Below are 14,135 nucleotides of genomic sequence, written 5' to 3'. Positions count from 1 at the left end.
AAAACTTTTCGGTACAAATCTTAAAAAAACATTAATGGACTGCCAATTTCTTTCATTGATATAAAACTAGTCAAGGCTTGTGGGAAGCTATATAATAGAACGCAGGAGGTAAGAAGATGAAGAATTTTTTGGTGACGGTTAAAAACAGATTGACTGCTGGGTGGCAGCTGTTTATCGAAGCCGTATCTGAAAATGAAAAGAAATCATTGATGATTGCAGCGAGTCTGCTCATTTTTTCGATTCTCTTTTCGGTAACAGTTGGTTATGCTCAAAAGAGTGTGCGCCAGGATGAGCTGGATACCCTGGTGAACCAAACAATCCAGTCCGACCATATTATTCCTTTTGTATACGGCGAAAGTGATCAAACGATTAAGGACAGCCCGGCAATTTCAGTGATGTTTGCCCAGCCCCATGGCGGCTCCTTTGAAAATGTATTAAATATTTTAGATACACCGAAGCAGGAAGAAGAGCTGAACCGGACCTTTTATTATTATCCGCTGGTTTATAACAGCAGCCGGATTGCTGAAGAGTACAATATCGATCCAACCAAGGTAACGTTTGTTTTCTTCCAAAAAGGGCAGGAAAAGAATCGTTTTGTAGTAGAAGAGCTGTCCGACTTAAATACGGAATTCATTCCTGAGCTGAACCGCTTGCCAATGTGGCGTTTAAAAGCCAAAAATGAGAATAACTAAAATAAGTTCATCTTTTTTTAATAAATACCGTTGACAGCTATCCGATTTTTCGGTAGACTATTGTCAATATCAAAGAAGGAGTGACATTCATGTTGAAAACAAACTTATCCGTTCAATTGAATAGCTGGCAAAACTGGCGTAGATAAGTTGTGTTTATGAATTCACTTCATAGATACAACGTTTAGACTATCTCTAAATTGTGTATCTATGCGCTGGTACTTTTTGTGTCGTTTCCCGCATAGAGCAGATCTATGCGGTTTTTGTCTATTTTGGGGCAACTACCGTGAATTTCGGGGTAGTTGCCTTTTTTCGTATTATATTCACATGCAATCAAACGCAATCATACACATACTAAAAAACTTGGGGGAATTATCATGAAAAACAAAGGGATTATCGGATCTATTATTGCATTGGCAGTCGTATTAATTGGAGTATTTGCTTATCAAATGGGTTCAAGACAAAACACAGCCGAAACAGATGAAGGCACCGACGAAATGCAAACCGTAGGGATTTTACAATTTATCAGCCATCCATCATTGGATCAAATCTCTGATGGCGTCATCGAAGGCTTGAAGCAAGAAGGTTTTGTTGAAGGCGAAAACATCAACATTGAATTCTTAAACGGTCAAGGAGACCAAAGCAAGCTGAACACCATGACGCAGCAATTATTAAACAAAGATTCAGACGTTTTAGTCGGTGTTGCTACACCAGCTGCTAAAGCCTTAGCCAACGGAACGTCAGAAATTCCCGTTATCATGGGTGCAATCAGTGACCCTGTCGGCGCTGACCTTGTTGAAAGTTTAGAAAAACCTGGCGGCAACGTAACCGGCGTAAACAACTTGGCACCCGTTGCTCAACAATTTGACTTGATCAAAGCGTTATTCCCAGAAGCGAAGAAAATCGCCTTGTTGTACTCATCATCAGAAGAAAACTCACAAGCACAAATTGACAATGCTGAAAAAATGGCGCAAGAACAAGGCTACGAAGCTACTCGTTATGCCGTATCTTCAAGTAATGAAATTGCCCAGCTAGCGCAATCAGCGGCAGAAGAAAATGACTTTATCTATGTACCACAGGACAACATTATTGCTAATGCGTTCCAAACGGTTATTAATGAATCAGATAAAACGAAAACACCAGTCTTCGTATCAGTAGACAACATGGTAACTGAAGGCGGTATTGCAACAATCGGACAAAATCAATTCGATTTAGGTGTGGAAACAGGAAAAATGGCTGCGGATGTATTAAGAGGCAACACGGATGCAGGCAATACACCAGTCAATGTTATCGACTACGGCGAAATGATTATCAATGAAAAGAAAGCTGCCGAACTAGGCATCACAATTCCAGAAGATATTAAAAAAGAAGCAACAATGGTTGAAGGAGAATAAAAAATGGTCATTTCAGCAATTGGACAAGGATTTTTATGGGCAATTTTAGGTCTAGGGATTTTCATGACCTATCGAATTTTAAACTTCCCGGATATGACAACGGAAGGGTCCTTTCCTTTAGGTGGGGCAGTCTGCGTGACTGCCATCACCCAAGGCGTACATCCGATACTAGCGACCTTGTTAGGAATTGTCGCTGGTATGTGTGCCGGATTTATTACCGGTATGCTTTACACGAAAGGCAAGATTCCGGTAATTTTAGCCGGAATTCTAGTCATGTCAGGTTTGAACTCCGTGATGCTGTTCATTATGCAGACACCAAATTTGTCACTGCTGGGCAAACCAAAGATTCAGGATTTTCTTACCGGATTAAATTTACCGAATCACTTTGATATTGTAATTCTAGGGTTAATTGCAGTCAGCTTAATCATTGCATTATTATTGTTCTTCTTTTTCACTGATTTCGGACAAGCCTACATTGCCACAGGTGATAATGAAAACATGGCTCGTTCTATCGGCATTAACACTGACCGTATGAAGGTGATCGGTTTGACTTTATCCAATGGTGTCATTGCGTTGTCGGGTGCTTTAATCGCTCAAAACGACGGCTATGCCGACATTGGAAAAGGGATCGGCGTGATCGTCATCGGTTTGGCTTCGATCATCATTGGGGAAGTATTGTATGGAGAATTATCTTTCGGCGAACGCTTAATTGCCGTTGTGCTGGGCAGTGTCATTTATCAGCTGCTGATTTTGTTAATTATCAAGCTAGGTCTCGATACGACTTACTTGAAAATCTTCTCATCAATCATTCTAGCTATTTGCTTAATGATTCCGCGTTTAAGAGAAGCCTTGAATTTAAAAACTGGATTGGAAAAGGAGTAAGAAGATGGAAGCCTTACAAATTAAACAAGCATCTAAAACCATTCGTAACGGTATCAGCGATAAACGCCAAATTCTTCGCTCTGTTGATTTAACCATCCAGCCAGGTGAATTTGTTACTGTACTAGGTGGAAACGGCGCCGGGAAAAGTACCTTGTTCAATAGTATTTCCGGCACGATGCAGCTAGACAGCGGCACTGTTTCAGTAATGGGCAACGATGTCACTAAGTTATCAGAAGAAAAACGCGCTAGTTACATCGCTCGCGTGTTCCAGGATCCAAAAATGGGCACGGCACCACGTTTGACGGTGGCCGAAAATCTGGGCTTGGCGGAAAAACGTGGTCAAAAACGGGCATTGCGTTCACGTCAACTGGCTCAGAAAAAGGAAGCCTACTTTCAGTTGTGCAGCCAGGTAGGTAATGGCTTGGAAAATCACTTGGATACACCGACTGGTTTCTTATCCGGTGGTCAGCGCCAGGCGTTAAGTCTGCTAATGGCTACTTTAACCAAACCGGACTTATTATTACTAGATGAACATACTGCTGCTTTAGACCCGAAAACGGCAAAACAATTAATGAAGGTCACTGATCAGAAGATCAAGGAAGAACAGCTGACCTGTTTGATGGTGACTCACAAAATGGAGGACGCCTTAAACTACGGCAACCGATTAATTGTGATGCAAAAGGGACAAATCGTCAAAGACTTAAAGGGTGAAGAAAAAGCCCAGCTTTCTCTAACCGATCTTTTCTTGTTCTTTGAAGAAGAGGATGTTGACGACGAAGGCTTGTAAAACGGTCTAAAAAGCGGAAAGTGTAAAAAAGGATTGACAAGTAAATTAAACAATTTTATACTTATTTCAATCACCAATCAGTTTGGAGCGATGATCATGACAAAAACTAGACATCCACAACTGAATACTTTTTACTTTAGCTATTTTAGATAGGTTTGTATTCATGTGTTCATGGGTGCAGACGACGCAAGTTTGTATCTATGATGGCTGAAGAACTTTAAATTGACTTTAAAGCCATGTAGATGATTCATCTATAATGGCTTTTTTCTTTTAGTAGACCCATTGTAGATGTATATCCTACAACGGGTCTTTTTTGTTGAAAGAAATCAGGTTAGAAAGAGGAATGAAGGATGCGTTATTTGACAGCAGGAGAATCACACGGACCACAGCTAACAGCTATTATTGAAGGAGTACCAGCCGGTATTGCCGTTTCAGTCGAGGGAATTAACCAGGAGCTGGCAAAACGCCAAGGCGGTTATGGCCGCGGCGGCCGCATGAAGATCGAAAAGGATCAGGTCCAAATTACTTCCGGGATCCGTCATGGAAAAACCTTAGGCTCGCCGATTACGATGATTGTAGAAAATCGCGATTGGAAAAACTGGCAAACCGTCATGTCAGTGGAAGAAGTTGCCGAAAAAGATACCCAATTAAGAAAAGTCACCAAGCCTAGACCCGGACACGCCGATCTAGTAGGTGGAATGAAATATCAGCACCGGGATTTACGCAACATTTTAGAGCGCTCCTCTGCACGGGAAACAACTATGCGGGTGGCTGTCGGTGCTTTAGCAAAACAAATTTTACAAGCTTTAGATATTGAAATCGCCAGCCATGTAGTCAACCTTGGCGGCATCACAGCTGACGTTCCCGAAGTGATCAGCGTAAAAGAAATTCAAGCAGCCGCAGCTGTATCTGAAGTAAACATGATTGACCCTTCGATTGAAGAAGCAGTGAAAACCGAAATCGACGAAACCAAAAAAGCCGGAAATACCATCGGTGGTGTGGTTGAGGTTCGTTTAGAAAATGTACCAGCCGGATTAGGCAGCTACGTTCAATGGGACCGCAAACTGGACGGCAAGATCGCTCAAGCAATTGTCAGCATCAATGCCTTTAAAGGTGTTGAGTTCGGTATCGGTTTTGAAGCAGCTAACCGGCCAGGCTCTGAAGTGATGGATGAGATTGTTTGGGAGCAGGCAGAAGGCTACAGCCGCACCAGCAATCACCTAGGCGGCTTTGAAGGCGGCATGACTAACGGTGAACAAATTATTGTGCGGGGTGTCATGAAGCCGATCCCGACTTTGTACAAGCCATTAATGAGTGTCGACATTGATACCAAAGAGCCTTACAAAGCCAGCGTGGAACGTTCAGACAGTACCGCTGTTCCAGCAGCCGCGATTGTAGCTGAAAACGTCGTGGCAACAGTAATTGCGACAGAAATTTTAGAGCAGTTCCAGGCGGATAATCTAGCTGATTTGTTGAAGAGTGTCAATGACACCCGCCAGCAGCATTTGGAATTTTAGGAAGGTCATACTAAATGAAAAATATTTTTGTGGTGGGGTTAGGCTTAATCGGTGCTTCCTTGTGTCGTGCGATTAAGCAGCCGGACATTAAACTATACGGCTGGGATTTTAAAGAAGAAAGCTGTCAGATTGCTTTAGAAACCGGGATTGTCGATGAGGTTGTCGCGGGGCTTGATTCAGCGGTGGAGATGGATATCATCATTCTGGCGGTGCCCGTCGGTGTGTCGCTGGAATACTTGCAGGAATTGGCGAAGCTTCCATTAAAGGAGAATGTGCTGGTCACTGATGTAGGCAGCACTAAGTCAGCGGTGGTTCAGTTGGCGGACACACTGCCCTTCACTTTTGTTGGTGGGCATCCCATGTCTGGTTCTCATAAATCAGGAGTTAAAGCGGCCAATCCGAATCTTTTTGAGAAAGCCTACTATATATTAACGCCTTCTGGTGAGCAGCAGGCCGCAGTGGATCAGCTAATCGAACTTTTGACGCCAACAAGAGCCAAGTTTGTGGTGCTTGATCCAAGCAGTCACGATGAGATGGTGGGGGTGTTAAGTCACCTGCCCCATATTGTAGCTTCGGGATTGGTTCAGATGAGCGATCAGCTGGCCCAAACCTATCCGCGAGCGAAACAGCTGGCCGCCGGTGGTTTCCGAGACATTACTCGGATTGCTTCTTCTGATCCTCGGATGTGGACCGATGTGTTACTGACGAATCGGGAGATTTTGTTGGATCTGATGGACAAATGGCAAGCGGAAATGACCGAAATCAAGCATCAGCTGGAACAAAACGATCGAGGCGCGATTCACCAGTTTTTCTCTCGAGCGAAACTGACGCGGGACCAACTGCCGGCAAAGGACCAAGGCGCGATTCCAGCCTTCTACGATTTGCTGGTAGATATTCCGGATATCGCCGGGGCGGTGGCACAAGTAACTACCGTATTAAGTCAGAATCATATTTCGATTATCAATTTGAAAATTCAAGAAACCCGGGAAGATATTTTCGGTGTTTTGGAGCTATCCTTTAAAAATAAAGCCGATTTGCTAGCAGGTAAAGCACTGGTGGAGTCGGAAAAATTTCATTGTCGGATAAGGAGTTAACAGCATGCGTTTAATGAATAAGGCACAAGGTTTAACAGGTGAATTAGTGGTTCCAGCAGATAAATCGATTTCTCATCGCAGTGTGATGTTTGGGGCGATTAGTCAAGGAACCACCACGATCCATAATTTTTTAAAGGCAGAGGACTGTTTGAGTTCCGTGGCTGTTTTTAAAAAACTGGGGGTAGCAATTGAAGAAAAAGAGGACGTATTTATAGTCCATGGAAAAGGCTTTGAAGGACTGCAAGCACCAAGTGAAGTGTTGGATGCCGGCAATTCCGGTACTACCATGCGATTGGTTATGGGAATTTTAGCTGGACGACCGTTTACCTCTACCATTCAAGGAGATGCCTCTTTGAACAAACGTCCGATGGAGCGAGTGATGGGGCCGCTTCGTCAAATGGGTGGCGATCTAGCCGGAAACGAAGGCACTCAGTACCCGCCGATCGCGATTCAAGGCGCTGAGCTGCAGGCGATCGAATACAACATGCCGATTGCCAGTGCTCAGGTGAAATCAGCGATTCTGTTTGCTGCATTGCAGGCAGAAGGTGAAACGACGGTGATCGAACAAGCGTGTTCTCGCAACCATACCGAACAAATGATTCGTCAATTTGGCGGAACGATTGAGGTGAACGACAAGGAAATTAAACTTCCTGGCAAGCAGCAGTTGGTAGGACAAGAAGTGCATGTACCTGGGGACATCTCTTCAGCAGCGTTCTTCTTAGTTGCGGCTTTGTTAGTTCCTGGCAGTTCCTTGAATTTGAAAAAAGTTGGGATCAACCCAACGCGAACCGGTATTTTAGATGTCTTGGCGAACATGGGTGCTAAAATCACTCAGAGCAATGAAGACACACAAAACGAAGCAGCCGATTTATTGGTGGAAAGCAGTTCCTTAAAAGCTACCGAAATCAGCGGTGAGATCATTCCCCGTCTGATTGATGAGCTGCCGATTTTAGCTTTAGCAGCCACACAGGCGGAAGGAACGACGGTTATCAAGGATGCTCAGGAGTTAAAGGTGAAGGAAACCAACCGGATCGACGCCACAGCCGACGAGCTGAATAAAATGGGCGCTAACATTGAACCAACCGAAGATGGCATGATTATTCACGGACCAACACCATTACATGGTGCAGCAGTAGACAGCCATGGAGATCACCGAATTGGGATGATGCTGCAAATCGCTGCCCTATTAACGGAAGAAGCGGTGGAATTGAACAATCCAGAAGCAATTAATATTTCTTATCCCGAATTTTTCAATGATTTGGATAAATTAGCAAAGGAGCGAGTATAGTAATGGAAGCAATTGTGTTGATTGGGTTTATGGGAGCAGGCAAGACAACGATTAGTAGAGAATTAGCAAAGGCATTAGATTATCAGCGGGTAGACATGGATGATGTATTGGTTGATCGCATTGGACCGATTAACGTGTATTTTGAAGAGCATGGGGAGCCTTCATTCAGAGTCCACGAGACCAATCTGTTGAAAGAAGCAGTCCAACAAGCGTCAGTTATCGCTACGGGCGGCGGCGTGATTATGCAAAAGGAAAACCAAGAAATCTTAGCCGATAAAACGGTGGTTTATTTGAAGACTGATCCCGATGTTTTAGTGGAACGGATTCGTCAGGACAAAGAAAACATCCGACCAAACGCGGCCAACAAAAATGACGGCGAAATTAAGCATCTGTTTTTCTCACGGGAAAATTTTTATGAAAAATTAGCTAAGGTAACGGTAGATACTTCTCACCGTACACCGGAAGACATTGTGGCAGAAATTAGAGAAAAGGTTGGCGTGTGATGGATATTGGTTATTTGGGTCCTAAGGGGTCCTTCACTCATTCGGCTGCCAGCAGTTATTTTTCCAGCGGCAACTTGATCAGCTATGATTCGTTGATGCAATTAATCGATGCCCGCATGAACAAGCAAATTGATTACGCGATGGTGCCGGTTGAAAATACGATTGAAGGGTCCGTTTTACCCACCATCGACGGGATTTATAAAACCTTGCCTACGATTCAAGGAGAACTGATTTTACCAATTGCTCAGCAGCTGATGGTTCATAAAAACAATCAAGATCGTTGGCAGGAAGCGACGCTGATTAGCAGCCACCCGCAGGCACTAGCTCAGTCTCAAGTGTTCATTCACAAAAATCTGCCTCAAGCGGAGGTGGAGCCAATGGCCTCTACTACCTTGGGGGCGAAAAAAGTGGCTGATCATCCGGAAGAAATTTACGCGGCAATCGGCTCGAAAATGGCGGCCGATGAATATGATTTAGTGATTGTAAAAGAAGGCATCCAAACAGTAGCCAATAACGAAACCCGTTTTTGGCTATTGGGAGATGAGCCGATTGCGACAAATTTGATTTTTGTGGAACAAAAGGCGACGTTACTGATAGAACTGCCAATGGATCGACCAGGAGCCTTGTACCATATGCTAGGCATCTTCAGCAAAGCGGATCTCAATTTATCCAAAATCGAGTCCCGTCCGCAAAAAACGAAGCTGGGAGAGTATTTCTTTATCATGGATATCGAGGTGCCTTCTGACAAAGCCGTGCTGCAGACAGCCTTGGAACGACTTGAAAAACAAGCCTTTCCTTTTAACTTAATTGGAAATTATCCAACCTATCGAAAACCTTAGCATTACGTTAAGGTTTTCTTATTTTTTGTGAGTATAATAAGACGTAAAGCATTTGTTTGCTATTTTTATACTATCAACATCCAAGTAAAGAGGTGGACCAATGAGTCGAGTGGATCGTTATAAAAAAATCCATGAAGAAAGCAAAAAATCTGAGCGTAAAGCTTCACTGGTTCGACGGGAGGTCAAAAAGCCTAAACGGGAAAAAGAACAGCCTACTGAAGAGCCGGTATTTACTCACGATACGTACGAAGAACCTGAGACAAATTATTCAAGCGAACCAAAAAAATCAAAACCTAAATTGAAAATGCCGGCGATAAAAATTCCCCGCTGGAAACGGAAAGCCAAACGGCCGGAAGTTTATCCAACTGGCAAAAAGCCGAAGAAAAAGCGCAGCATTGGCCGAATTATTCTGAAGGTACTAGTGGGATTGCTGATTTTTTCAGTTGTAACCTTTGGTATCGGCAATGTAATGGCTCGGACGGATTCGTCAATTCCCGGTATGGAAACCCAGGAATTTAACGGGGTAGATTCCGCAGACGGAACTAAAAACATTTTGCTCTTAGGGAGCGATACCCGGGACAATGAAACGGGACGAGCCGACTCCATGATGATTTTGCAGGTGGACGGCAGCGGAAAAACCAAGCTGGTTTCCTTTATGCGGGATATGTATGTAACTATTCCTGGTGTCGGGGACAATAAATTAAACGCGGCCTACGCTTATGGCGGTGCCGATTTAGTAAGGCAGACCATCAAGGAAAACTTCGGTGTGGATTGTCGTTACTATGCGATGGTGGATTTCCAATCCTTTGAAAAAGGGGTAGATGCCCTGTTTCCACGGGGAGTGCCGATTGAAGCTGAAAAGGATATGAGTTCTTATATCGATGAACCAATTTCTCAAGGGATGCAAAGAATGAATGGTCATACCTTGCTGAACTATGCTCGTTTCCGGATGGATGAAGAAGGCGACTTTGGTCGGGTAAGAAGACAGCAGCAGGTGATTCAAACCGTCTTTGGCCAATTGAAGAATCCGTTGGTTCTATTACGGGGACCGTATGCGGCTGGAAAAATCTTCGGCTATTTATCCACAGATATGGGCACAGGTTTCCTAGTAGCCAATACCTTTAATTTTGCTAAGACAGCGATGGGTGTAGACCGGTTGACGTTACCTGTGGATGGTTCATGGTCCTATGGCGATACCTACGATGCCGGCAGTGTTCTATTCGTCGATTTTGCTTCAAATGCGCAGGCTGTTCAATCATTTTTAGCGAAATAACCGATTTTCGATTCCAATGACCTGTAGAGTATGCTATATTTTATTTACTGCAAATTTTCAAGTGAAACGAGGAATTCATCATGAAACTAGCGATCGTGACAGATAGCTCAGCCTATCTAAATGAACGCATTAAGGACCATAAAGATTTATTTATTATCCCTATCCCAGTTGTAATTGACGGCCAGCCCTTTGAAGAAGGGGTAGACATTCATGAAGATGAATTTTATCGTTTATTGAATCAAAGCCAAGAATTTCCAACTACTTCACAACCGGTTTTAGGCGAAGTGATTACCATGTATCAAGAGATTCAAGCAAAAGGCTATGATACCATTTTAAGTATCCATCTATCAGAAGGCATTTCCGGTTTTGTCCGTACCCTTCATACCATCAAGGAGGAAATCGACGGGCTAACTATTATTCCTTATGATTCTACTATCACCAGCTTGCCAATGGGTTATATGGTAGAAAAAGCGTTGGAATTAACCGATGCTGGTAAAGAGTTGCCAGAGATCATCGCTGGGGTGGATCGCATTCGTGACACTACCAATGCCTATATCATCGTGGATGATTTGAACAACCTGGTCCGTGGTGGACGTTTGACCAACGGCGCTGCTATTATTGGCGGCCTATTGAAAATCAAACCGATTTTAACCTTTACTGATGGAAAAATTGTGCTGTATGAAAAAATTCGTTCGTTGAAAAAAGCCTTGCAGCGGACCGAAGAAATTATCGGTCAGCATCGCCAGGATTCAAGTGACGAATTACGCTTGTATGTGATTCATGCCAATAACTTAGAATTAGCTCAAACAGAATATGAAAAATTGCGCCAGCTGTATCCGGAAGCCGTGATTGAAATCGGCAGCTTCGGCCCAGTTATTGGGACGCACCTAGGCGACAAAGCAATCGCGTTGGGTGTATCAGGTATTTAACGATTAAACCGCTAAGAATTTTGTTCTTAGCGGTCTTTTTTGTTTGTAAAATTGCTGAGGGTTCGCTATGCTTTAGTTGTTTAGTAATTTACTAATTTAGTAAAGGGGCAAGAAATCATGAAAATTCCAACAAATTTAAAGCATAAACCCGTCTTCCTAGTAGAAAACTACGATCGCATCGACGGCTACAACGCCTGGGACAGTGATGCGAAAGGCTTAACTCTCGGACTAGCCCAATGGAACGACCGAGGAAAAGTCGATATTTCCGGAAAAGTTTGGCGTCATACTGGTGAGAAATGGTCCCGCCAATCGGAAGAATTACCAATTAACCGGATATTAGACTTGGCGATTTTAGTGGCACAGTCCAGCTTGTATTTGCAGGATGCCTATCGCTATGAAAAATTTTACGATCCAGAAAATCCGACGGTGGATATTATCGGACTGCAGGGCGGTCGTATGACGGTAGAAGTTGATACGGAAAATCCGATGATTGATGAAGATATTATTCTATTTAATGATACCATGAATAAAAATGGTGATTTGCTGGCGGAACGCTACCGCACGTTGAAACGCCTGTTAACAGATTTAGGTTATTAAGAAGGATGTGACATAGCATGACGGAAACAACAAACTATTCGGTTACCGAGGGCCGTCATTTTTCGAAAGTTGAGCAGCAGATGATTTGGCGAAAACCAGCCAGTCATCAAACCAGTGTCGAAGAGCTGCGGATTGCCTCCGAGATCAAGCTGAACTGGGATGATCCCGAGATGAAAATCATGAACGTGTTGCTGGAAGGCGATGCTGGTTCTGGGAAGACTCAGCTGGCTCGTGCCTTGTCAGCCGACCTGCAGCTGCCGTATACCAAAGTAACCTGTTTTGCGGACATGGATAAAACCGATGTCTTTGGCGCTTTACTGCCGGTAGTATCCGCGGATGATGAAGAAGATGGCGAACTGCTGGAAGCTATCTATCAGGCGGACTGTTTGGAAGGCGTTCTGGATTTGATTGCGCGTCATTACAGTATCAGCCAGGAAAAAGCGCGGGAAAGGTTTGCAGAACTGATTCAGCGAGTTACTAATGACACCGACAATCGGCCGATTCAGTATAAGTTTTACCCTTCTGAAATTGTGAGGGCGATTGAAAAGGGCTATTTGCTGGAAATTCAAGAACCTACAGTGATTCGCGATGCTTCTGTTTTAGTGGCGTTGAATTCGGCGCTGGAAAACAATGGGATTTTGAACATCCCCACCGGAATCATTCGCCGTCATCCTGACTGTGTTGTAGTGATTACTACCAACCGCAACTATCAAGGCAATCGTCCCTTGAACGAATCTTTGCGGGACCGGGTGCAGCATGCCGAGAAGATGGACCTGCCTTCCCTTGAAGTAATGATGGAACGAGCTCAAGCAAAAACGGGCTTTGCAGATGAACGCTACTTAGAAATTATGGCGAAAGTCATTCGTTTACTAGATGAAACGGCCAAAGCCAATGCCATTAAAGGGGTAGCTGGGATGCGTTCGTATTTCTTTTGGGTCAACAGCTTGAAGCAAGGACAAAATCCTTTGGAAAGTTTGTATCCTAAGGTGCTCTACAAGCTAACGACTGATGAAAATGAACTATCGATTTTGATTAATGCGTTAGATGACAGTAATCTCCTAGTCGACCTCCAACAAGTAGAAAGCAAAGCAATCATTCAAAAGAATAAAGGTAGAAAAATTAGTGCCGAAGAAGCTGACCAGCGCAATATCACTCAAGAGGCCGAAAATGCTACGTTAAAAGTCGAAGCGGTGGAAGCCGAATCTGAGGATGCACCTGAAGTTGAAGCTGAGGAAGAAAAAAGCGAGTCGTCTCAACCGAAAAGTTCTAAAGTAGAGAAAACCGAAGAAACCCAACGAAACACCTCTGACGGAAAAAGTGACAGTGCAAAAATGTCCGATGAAGAAAAGATCGGCTCCAATCTTTCTTTGGACGAGATGGCAGAATGGGATAAGCAGCAGCGCAAAGAACTGAATCGTGAGACTCGTGCTGTAATGAAGGATACCATTCATGCCAAGGAAGGTACGATTGTTCATCGCCCTAAGATTACGGCTAAAGCAGTCGAGGAAGGCAAAAAGTTAACTAGTCTAGTGTTGCCGGAGGTTGAAAGCTTAAGTCGGGTCATCAATGATTTATTGGAGAAGGAAGAAAGTGCCGATTTTTCCAGTGGAAAGTATTACGGTGCACGTTTCAATCCTTCACGAGTAGCTTACGGCGACCTGCGGAACTTTGACAAGAAGAATCCACCGAGTGAGCAGCCTTCTCTAGCTTTAGCAGTCCGGGTGGATGAATCAGGTTCAATGGTGCGGGATGATCGGATAGAAAAAGCCAAGCAAGCTGCTTTGGCCCTGGGATTATTTGCCGAGAAAACCAAAATTCCTTTTATGCTTTATGGCGATTCCGCTGATGTTAGCCAACGAGAAAAAACTTCTTTGTACTCCTATAAAGAGTTCAACGATCCATATGACTTTTTGGCCGCTAAAATTACTACCATGAAGCCGCGGCAAAATAATCGGGACGGGGTACCTTTGCGGGTATTGGCCGACAAGTTAAGTTCCGAAACTGCCGATACAAAAATTCTATTGAATATCAGCGATGGTCAACCCAAAGCTTTGCCAGACTATACTGCGAAAAAAGCGCAGGAGGATATTCAGCAGGTAATAGCAGACTACGAGAGAAAAGGTGTTATATTTATCGCGTGTGCAATAGGTGAAGATAAAGAAGCAATTAAGAACATTTACGGAGAGGATCGTTTCGTAGATATCAGCGACCTGGCTACTATGCCGCAACAACTATTGCAGTTGATTAGTCGATTTATCTAATATTTTAAGACAGTATCGGGCTTCCCAATGCAAGTTTGGGAAGTCTTTTTACGCAAACAGATTATTTGTAATCTCTTTCTTT

13 protein-coding genes are annotated in these 14,135 nt (G+C 43.8%); all 13 read left to right on the top strand.

The features are described from left to right. The first annotated feature begins 116 nt into the window (after nt 1-116). Nucleotides 117-692, top strand: a complete 576-nt coding sequence (locus JZO70_RS13965; RefSeq protein WP_207674206.1) for a hypothetical protein — start codon at nt 117-119, stop codon at nt 690-692. Between the two features lie 374 nt (nt 693-1,066). Next, the gene (trpX, locus tag JZO70_RS13960; protein WP_207674205.1) at nt 1,067-2,083 is read left to right on the top strand and encodes a tryptophan ABC transporter substrate-binding protein; all 1,017 of its coding nucleotides are present in this window, start codon (nt 1,067-1,069) and stop codon (nt 2,081-2,083) included. A gap of 3 nt (nt 2,084-2,086) precedes the next feature. Beyond that, nucleotides 2,087-2,965 carry an ABC transporter permease gene (locus tag JZO70_RS13955; protein WP_207674204.1) on the top strand — a complete coding sequence of 293 codons (879 nt, stop codon included), beginning with the start codon at nt 2,087-2,089 and terminating at the stop codon, nt 2,963-2,965. A 4-nt stretch (nt 2,966-2,969) separates the two neighbouring features. Further along, nucleotides 2,970-3,752, top strand: coding sequence for an ABC transporter ATP-binding protein (locus JZO70_RS13950; protein ID WP_207674203.1), 783 nt, complete (start codon nt 2,970-2,972; stop codon nt 3,750-3,752). Between the two features lie 350 nt (nt 3,753-4,102). Further along, nucleotides 4,103-5,269, top strand: a complete 1,167-nt coding sequence (aroC, locus tag JZO70_RS13945) for a chorismate synthase (protein ID WP_207674202.1) — start codon at nt 4,103-4,105, stop codon at nt 5,267-5,269. A 14-nt stretch (nt 5,270-5,283) separates the two neighbouring features. Beyond that, nucleotides 5,284-6,363: a prephenate dehydrogenase gene (locus JZO70_RS13940; protein ID WP_207674201.1), complete on the top strand. Its 1,080-nt coding sequence runs from the start codon at nt 5,284-5,286 to the stop codon at nt 6,361-6,363. Between the two features lie 4 nt (nt 6,364-6,367). Beyond that, nucleotides 6,368-7,651: a 3-phosphoshikimate 1-carboxyvinyltransferase gene (gene aroA / locus JZO70_RS13935; RefSeq protein ID WP_207674200.1), complete on the top strand. Its 1,284-nt coding sequence runs from the start codon at nt 6,368-6,370 to the stop codon at nt 7,649-7,651. Nucleotides 7,652-7,653: 2 nt separating this feature from the next. Continuing rightward, the gene (locus JZO70_RS13930; protein WP_207674199.1) at nt 7,654-8,154 is read left to right on the top strand and encodes a shikimate kinase; all 501 of its coding nucleotides are present in this window, start codon (nt 7,654-7,656) and stop codon (nt 8,152-8,154) included. Next, on the top strand, nt 8,154-8,993 hold the full coding sequence (pheA, locus tag JZO70_RS13925) for a prephenate dehydratase (RefSeq protein WP_207674198.1): 840 nt from the start codon (nt 8,154-8,156) through the stop codon (nt 8,991-8,993). The genes JZO70_RS13930 and pheA overlap by 1 nt, the downstream gene beginning before the upstream one ends. 100 nt (nt 8,994-9,093) lie before the next feature. Then, a complete protein-coding gene (locus tag JZO70_RS13920) occupies nt 9,094-10,266 on the top strand; it encodes an LCP family protein (RefSeq protein ID WP_207674197.1) in 1,173 nt (390 codons plus the stop codon). Nucleotides 10,267-10,346: 80 nt separating this feature from the next. Beyond that, on the top strand, nt 10,347-11,195 hold the full coding sequence (locus tag JZO70_RS13915) for a DegV family protein (RefSeq protein ID WP_207674196.1): 849 nt from the start codon (nt 10,347-10,349) through the stop codon (nt 11,193-11,195). A 117-nt stretch (nt 11,196-11,312) separates the two neighbouring features. Then, nucleotides 11,313-11,792 (top strand): DUF6530 family protein, encoded by a 480-nt coding sequence (locus JZO70_RS13910; RefSeq protein ID WP_207674195.1) that lies wholly within the window; start codon nt 11,313-11,315, stop codon nt 11,790-11,792. 17 nt (nt 11,793-11,809) lie between these two features. Beyond that, nucleotides 11,810-14,053, top strand: a complete 2,244-nt coding sequence (locus JZO70_RS13905; protein ID WP_207674194.1) for an AAA family ATPase — start codon at nt 11,810-11,812, stop codon at nt 14,051-14,053. Nucleotides 14,054-14,135: the final 82 nt, after the last annotated feature.

The sequence above is a fragment of the Candidatus Enterococcus moelleringii genome (assembly GCF_017377575.1).
In the GTDB taxonomy this organism is placed as follows: Bacteria; Bacillota; Bacilli; order Lactobacillales; family Enterococcaceae; genus Enterococcus_A; species Enterococcus_A moelleringii.
This window is presented reverse-complemented; position numbering and strand designations above follow the sequence as displayed.

Coding starts and splice junctions, on each gene's coding strand:
- JZO70_RS13920 (WP_207674197.1), top strand. CDS start 9,094: ATGAGTCGAGTGGATCGTTATAAAAAAATCCATGAAGAAAGCAAAAAA.
- JZO70_RS13965 (WP_207674206.1), top strand. CDS start 117: ATGAAGAATTTTTTGGTGACGGTTAAAAACAGATTGACTGCTGGGTGG.
- pheA (WP_207674198.1), top strand. CDS start 8,154: ATGGATATTGGTTATTTGGGTCCTAAGGGGTCCTTCACTCATTCGGCT.
- JZO70_RS13930 (WP_207674199.1), top strand. CDS start 7,654: ATGGAAGCAATTGTGTTGATTGGGTTTATGGGAGCAGGCAAGACAACG.
- JZO70_RS13940 (WP_207674201.1), top strand. CDS start 5,284: ATGAAAAATATTTTTGTGGTGGGGTTAGGCTTAATCGGTGCTTCCTTG.
- JZO70_RS13910 (WP_207674195.1), top strand. CDS start 11,313: ATGAAAATTCCAACAAATTTAAAGCATAAACCCGTCTTCCTAGTAGAA.
- JZO70_RS13950 (WP_207674203.1), top strand. CDS start 2,970: ATGGAAGCCTTACAAATTAAACAAGCATCTAAAACCATTCGTAACGGT.
- aroA (WP_207674200.1), top strand. CDS start 6,368: ATGCGTTTAATGAATAAGGCACAAGGTTTAACAGGTGAATTAGTGGTT.
- JZO70_RS13915 (WP_207674196.1), top strand. CDS start 10,347: ATGAAACTAGCGATCGTGACAGATAGCTCAGCCTATCTAAATGAACGC.
- trpX (WP_207674205.1), top strand. CDS start 1,067: ATGAAAAACAAAGGGATTATCGGATCTATTATTGCATTGGCAGTCGTA.
- JZO70_RS13955 (WP_207674204.1), top strand. CDS start 2,087: ATGGTCATTTCAGCAATTGGACAAGGATTTTTATGGGCAATTTTAGGT.
- JZO70_RS13905 (WP_207674194.1), top strand. CDS start 11,810: ATGACGGAAACAACAAACTATTCGGTTACCGAGGGCCGTCATTTTTCG.
- aroC (WP_207674202.1), top strand. CDS start 4,103: ATGCGTTATTTGACAGCAGGAGAATCACACGGACCACAGCTAACAGCT.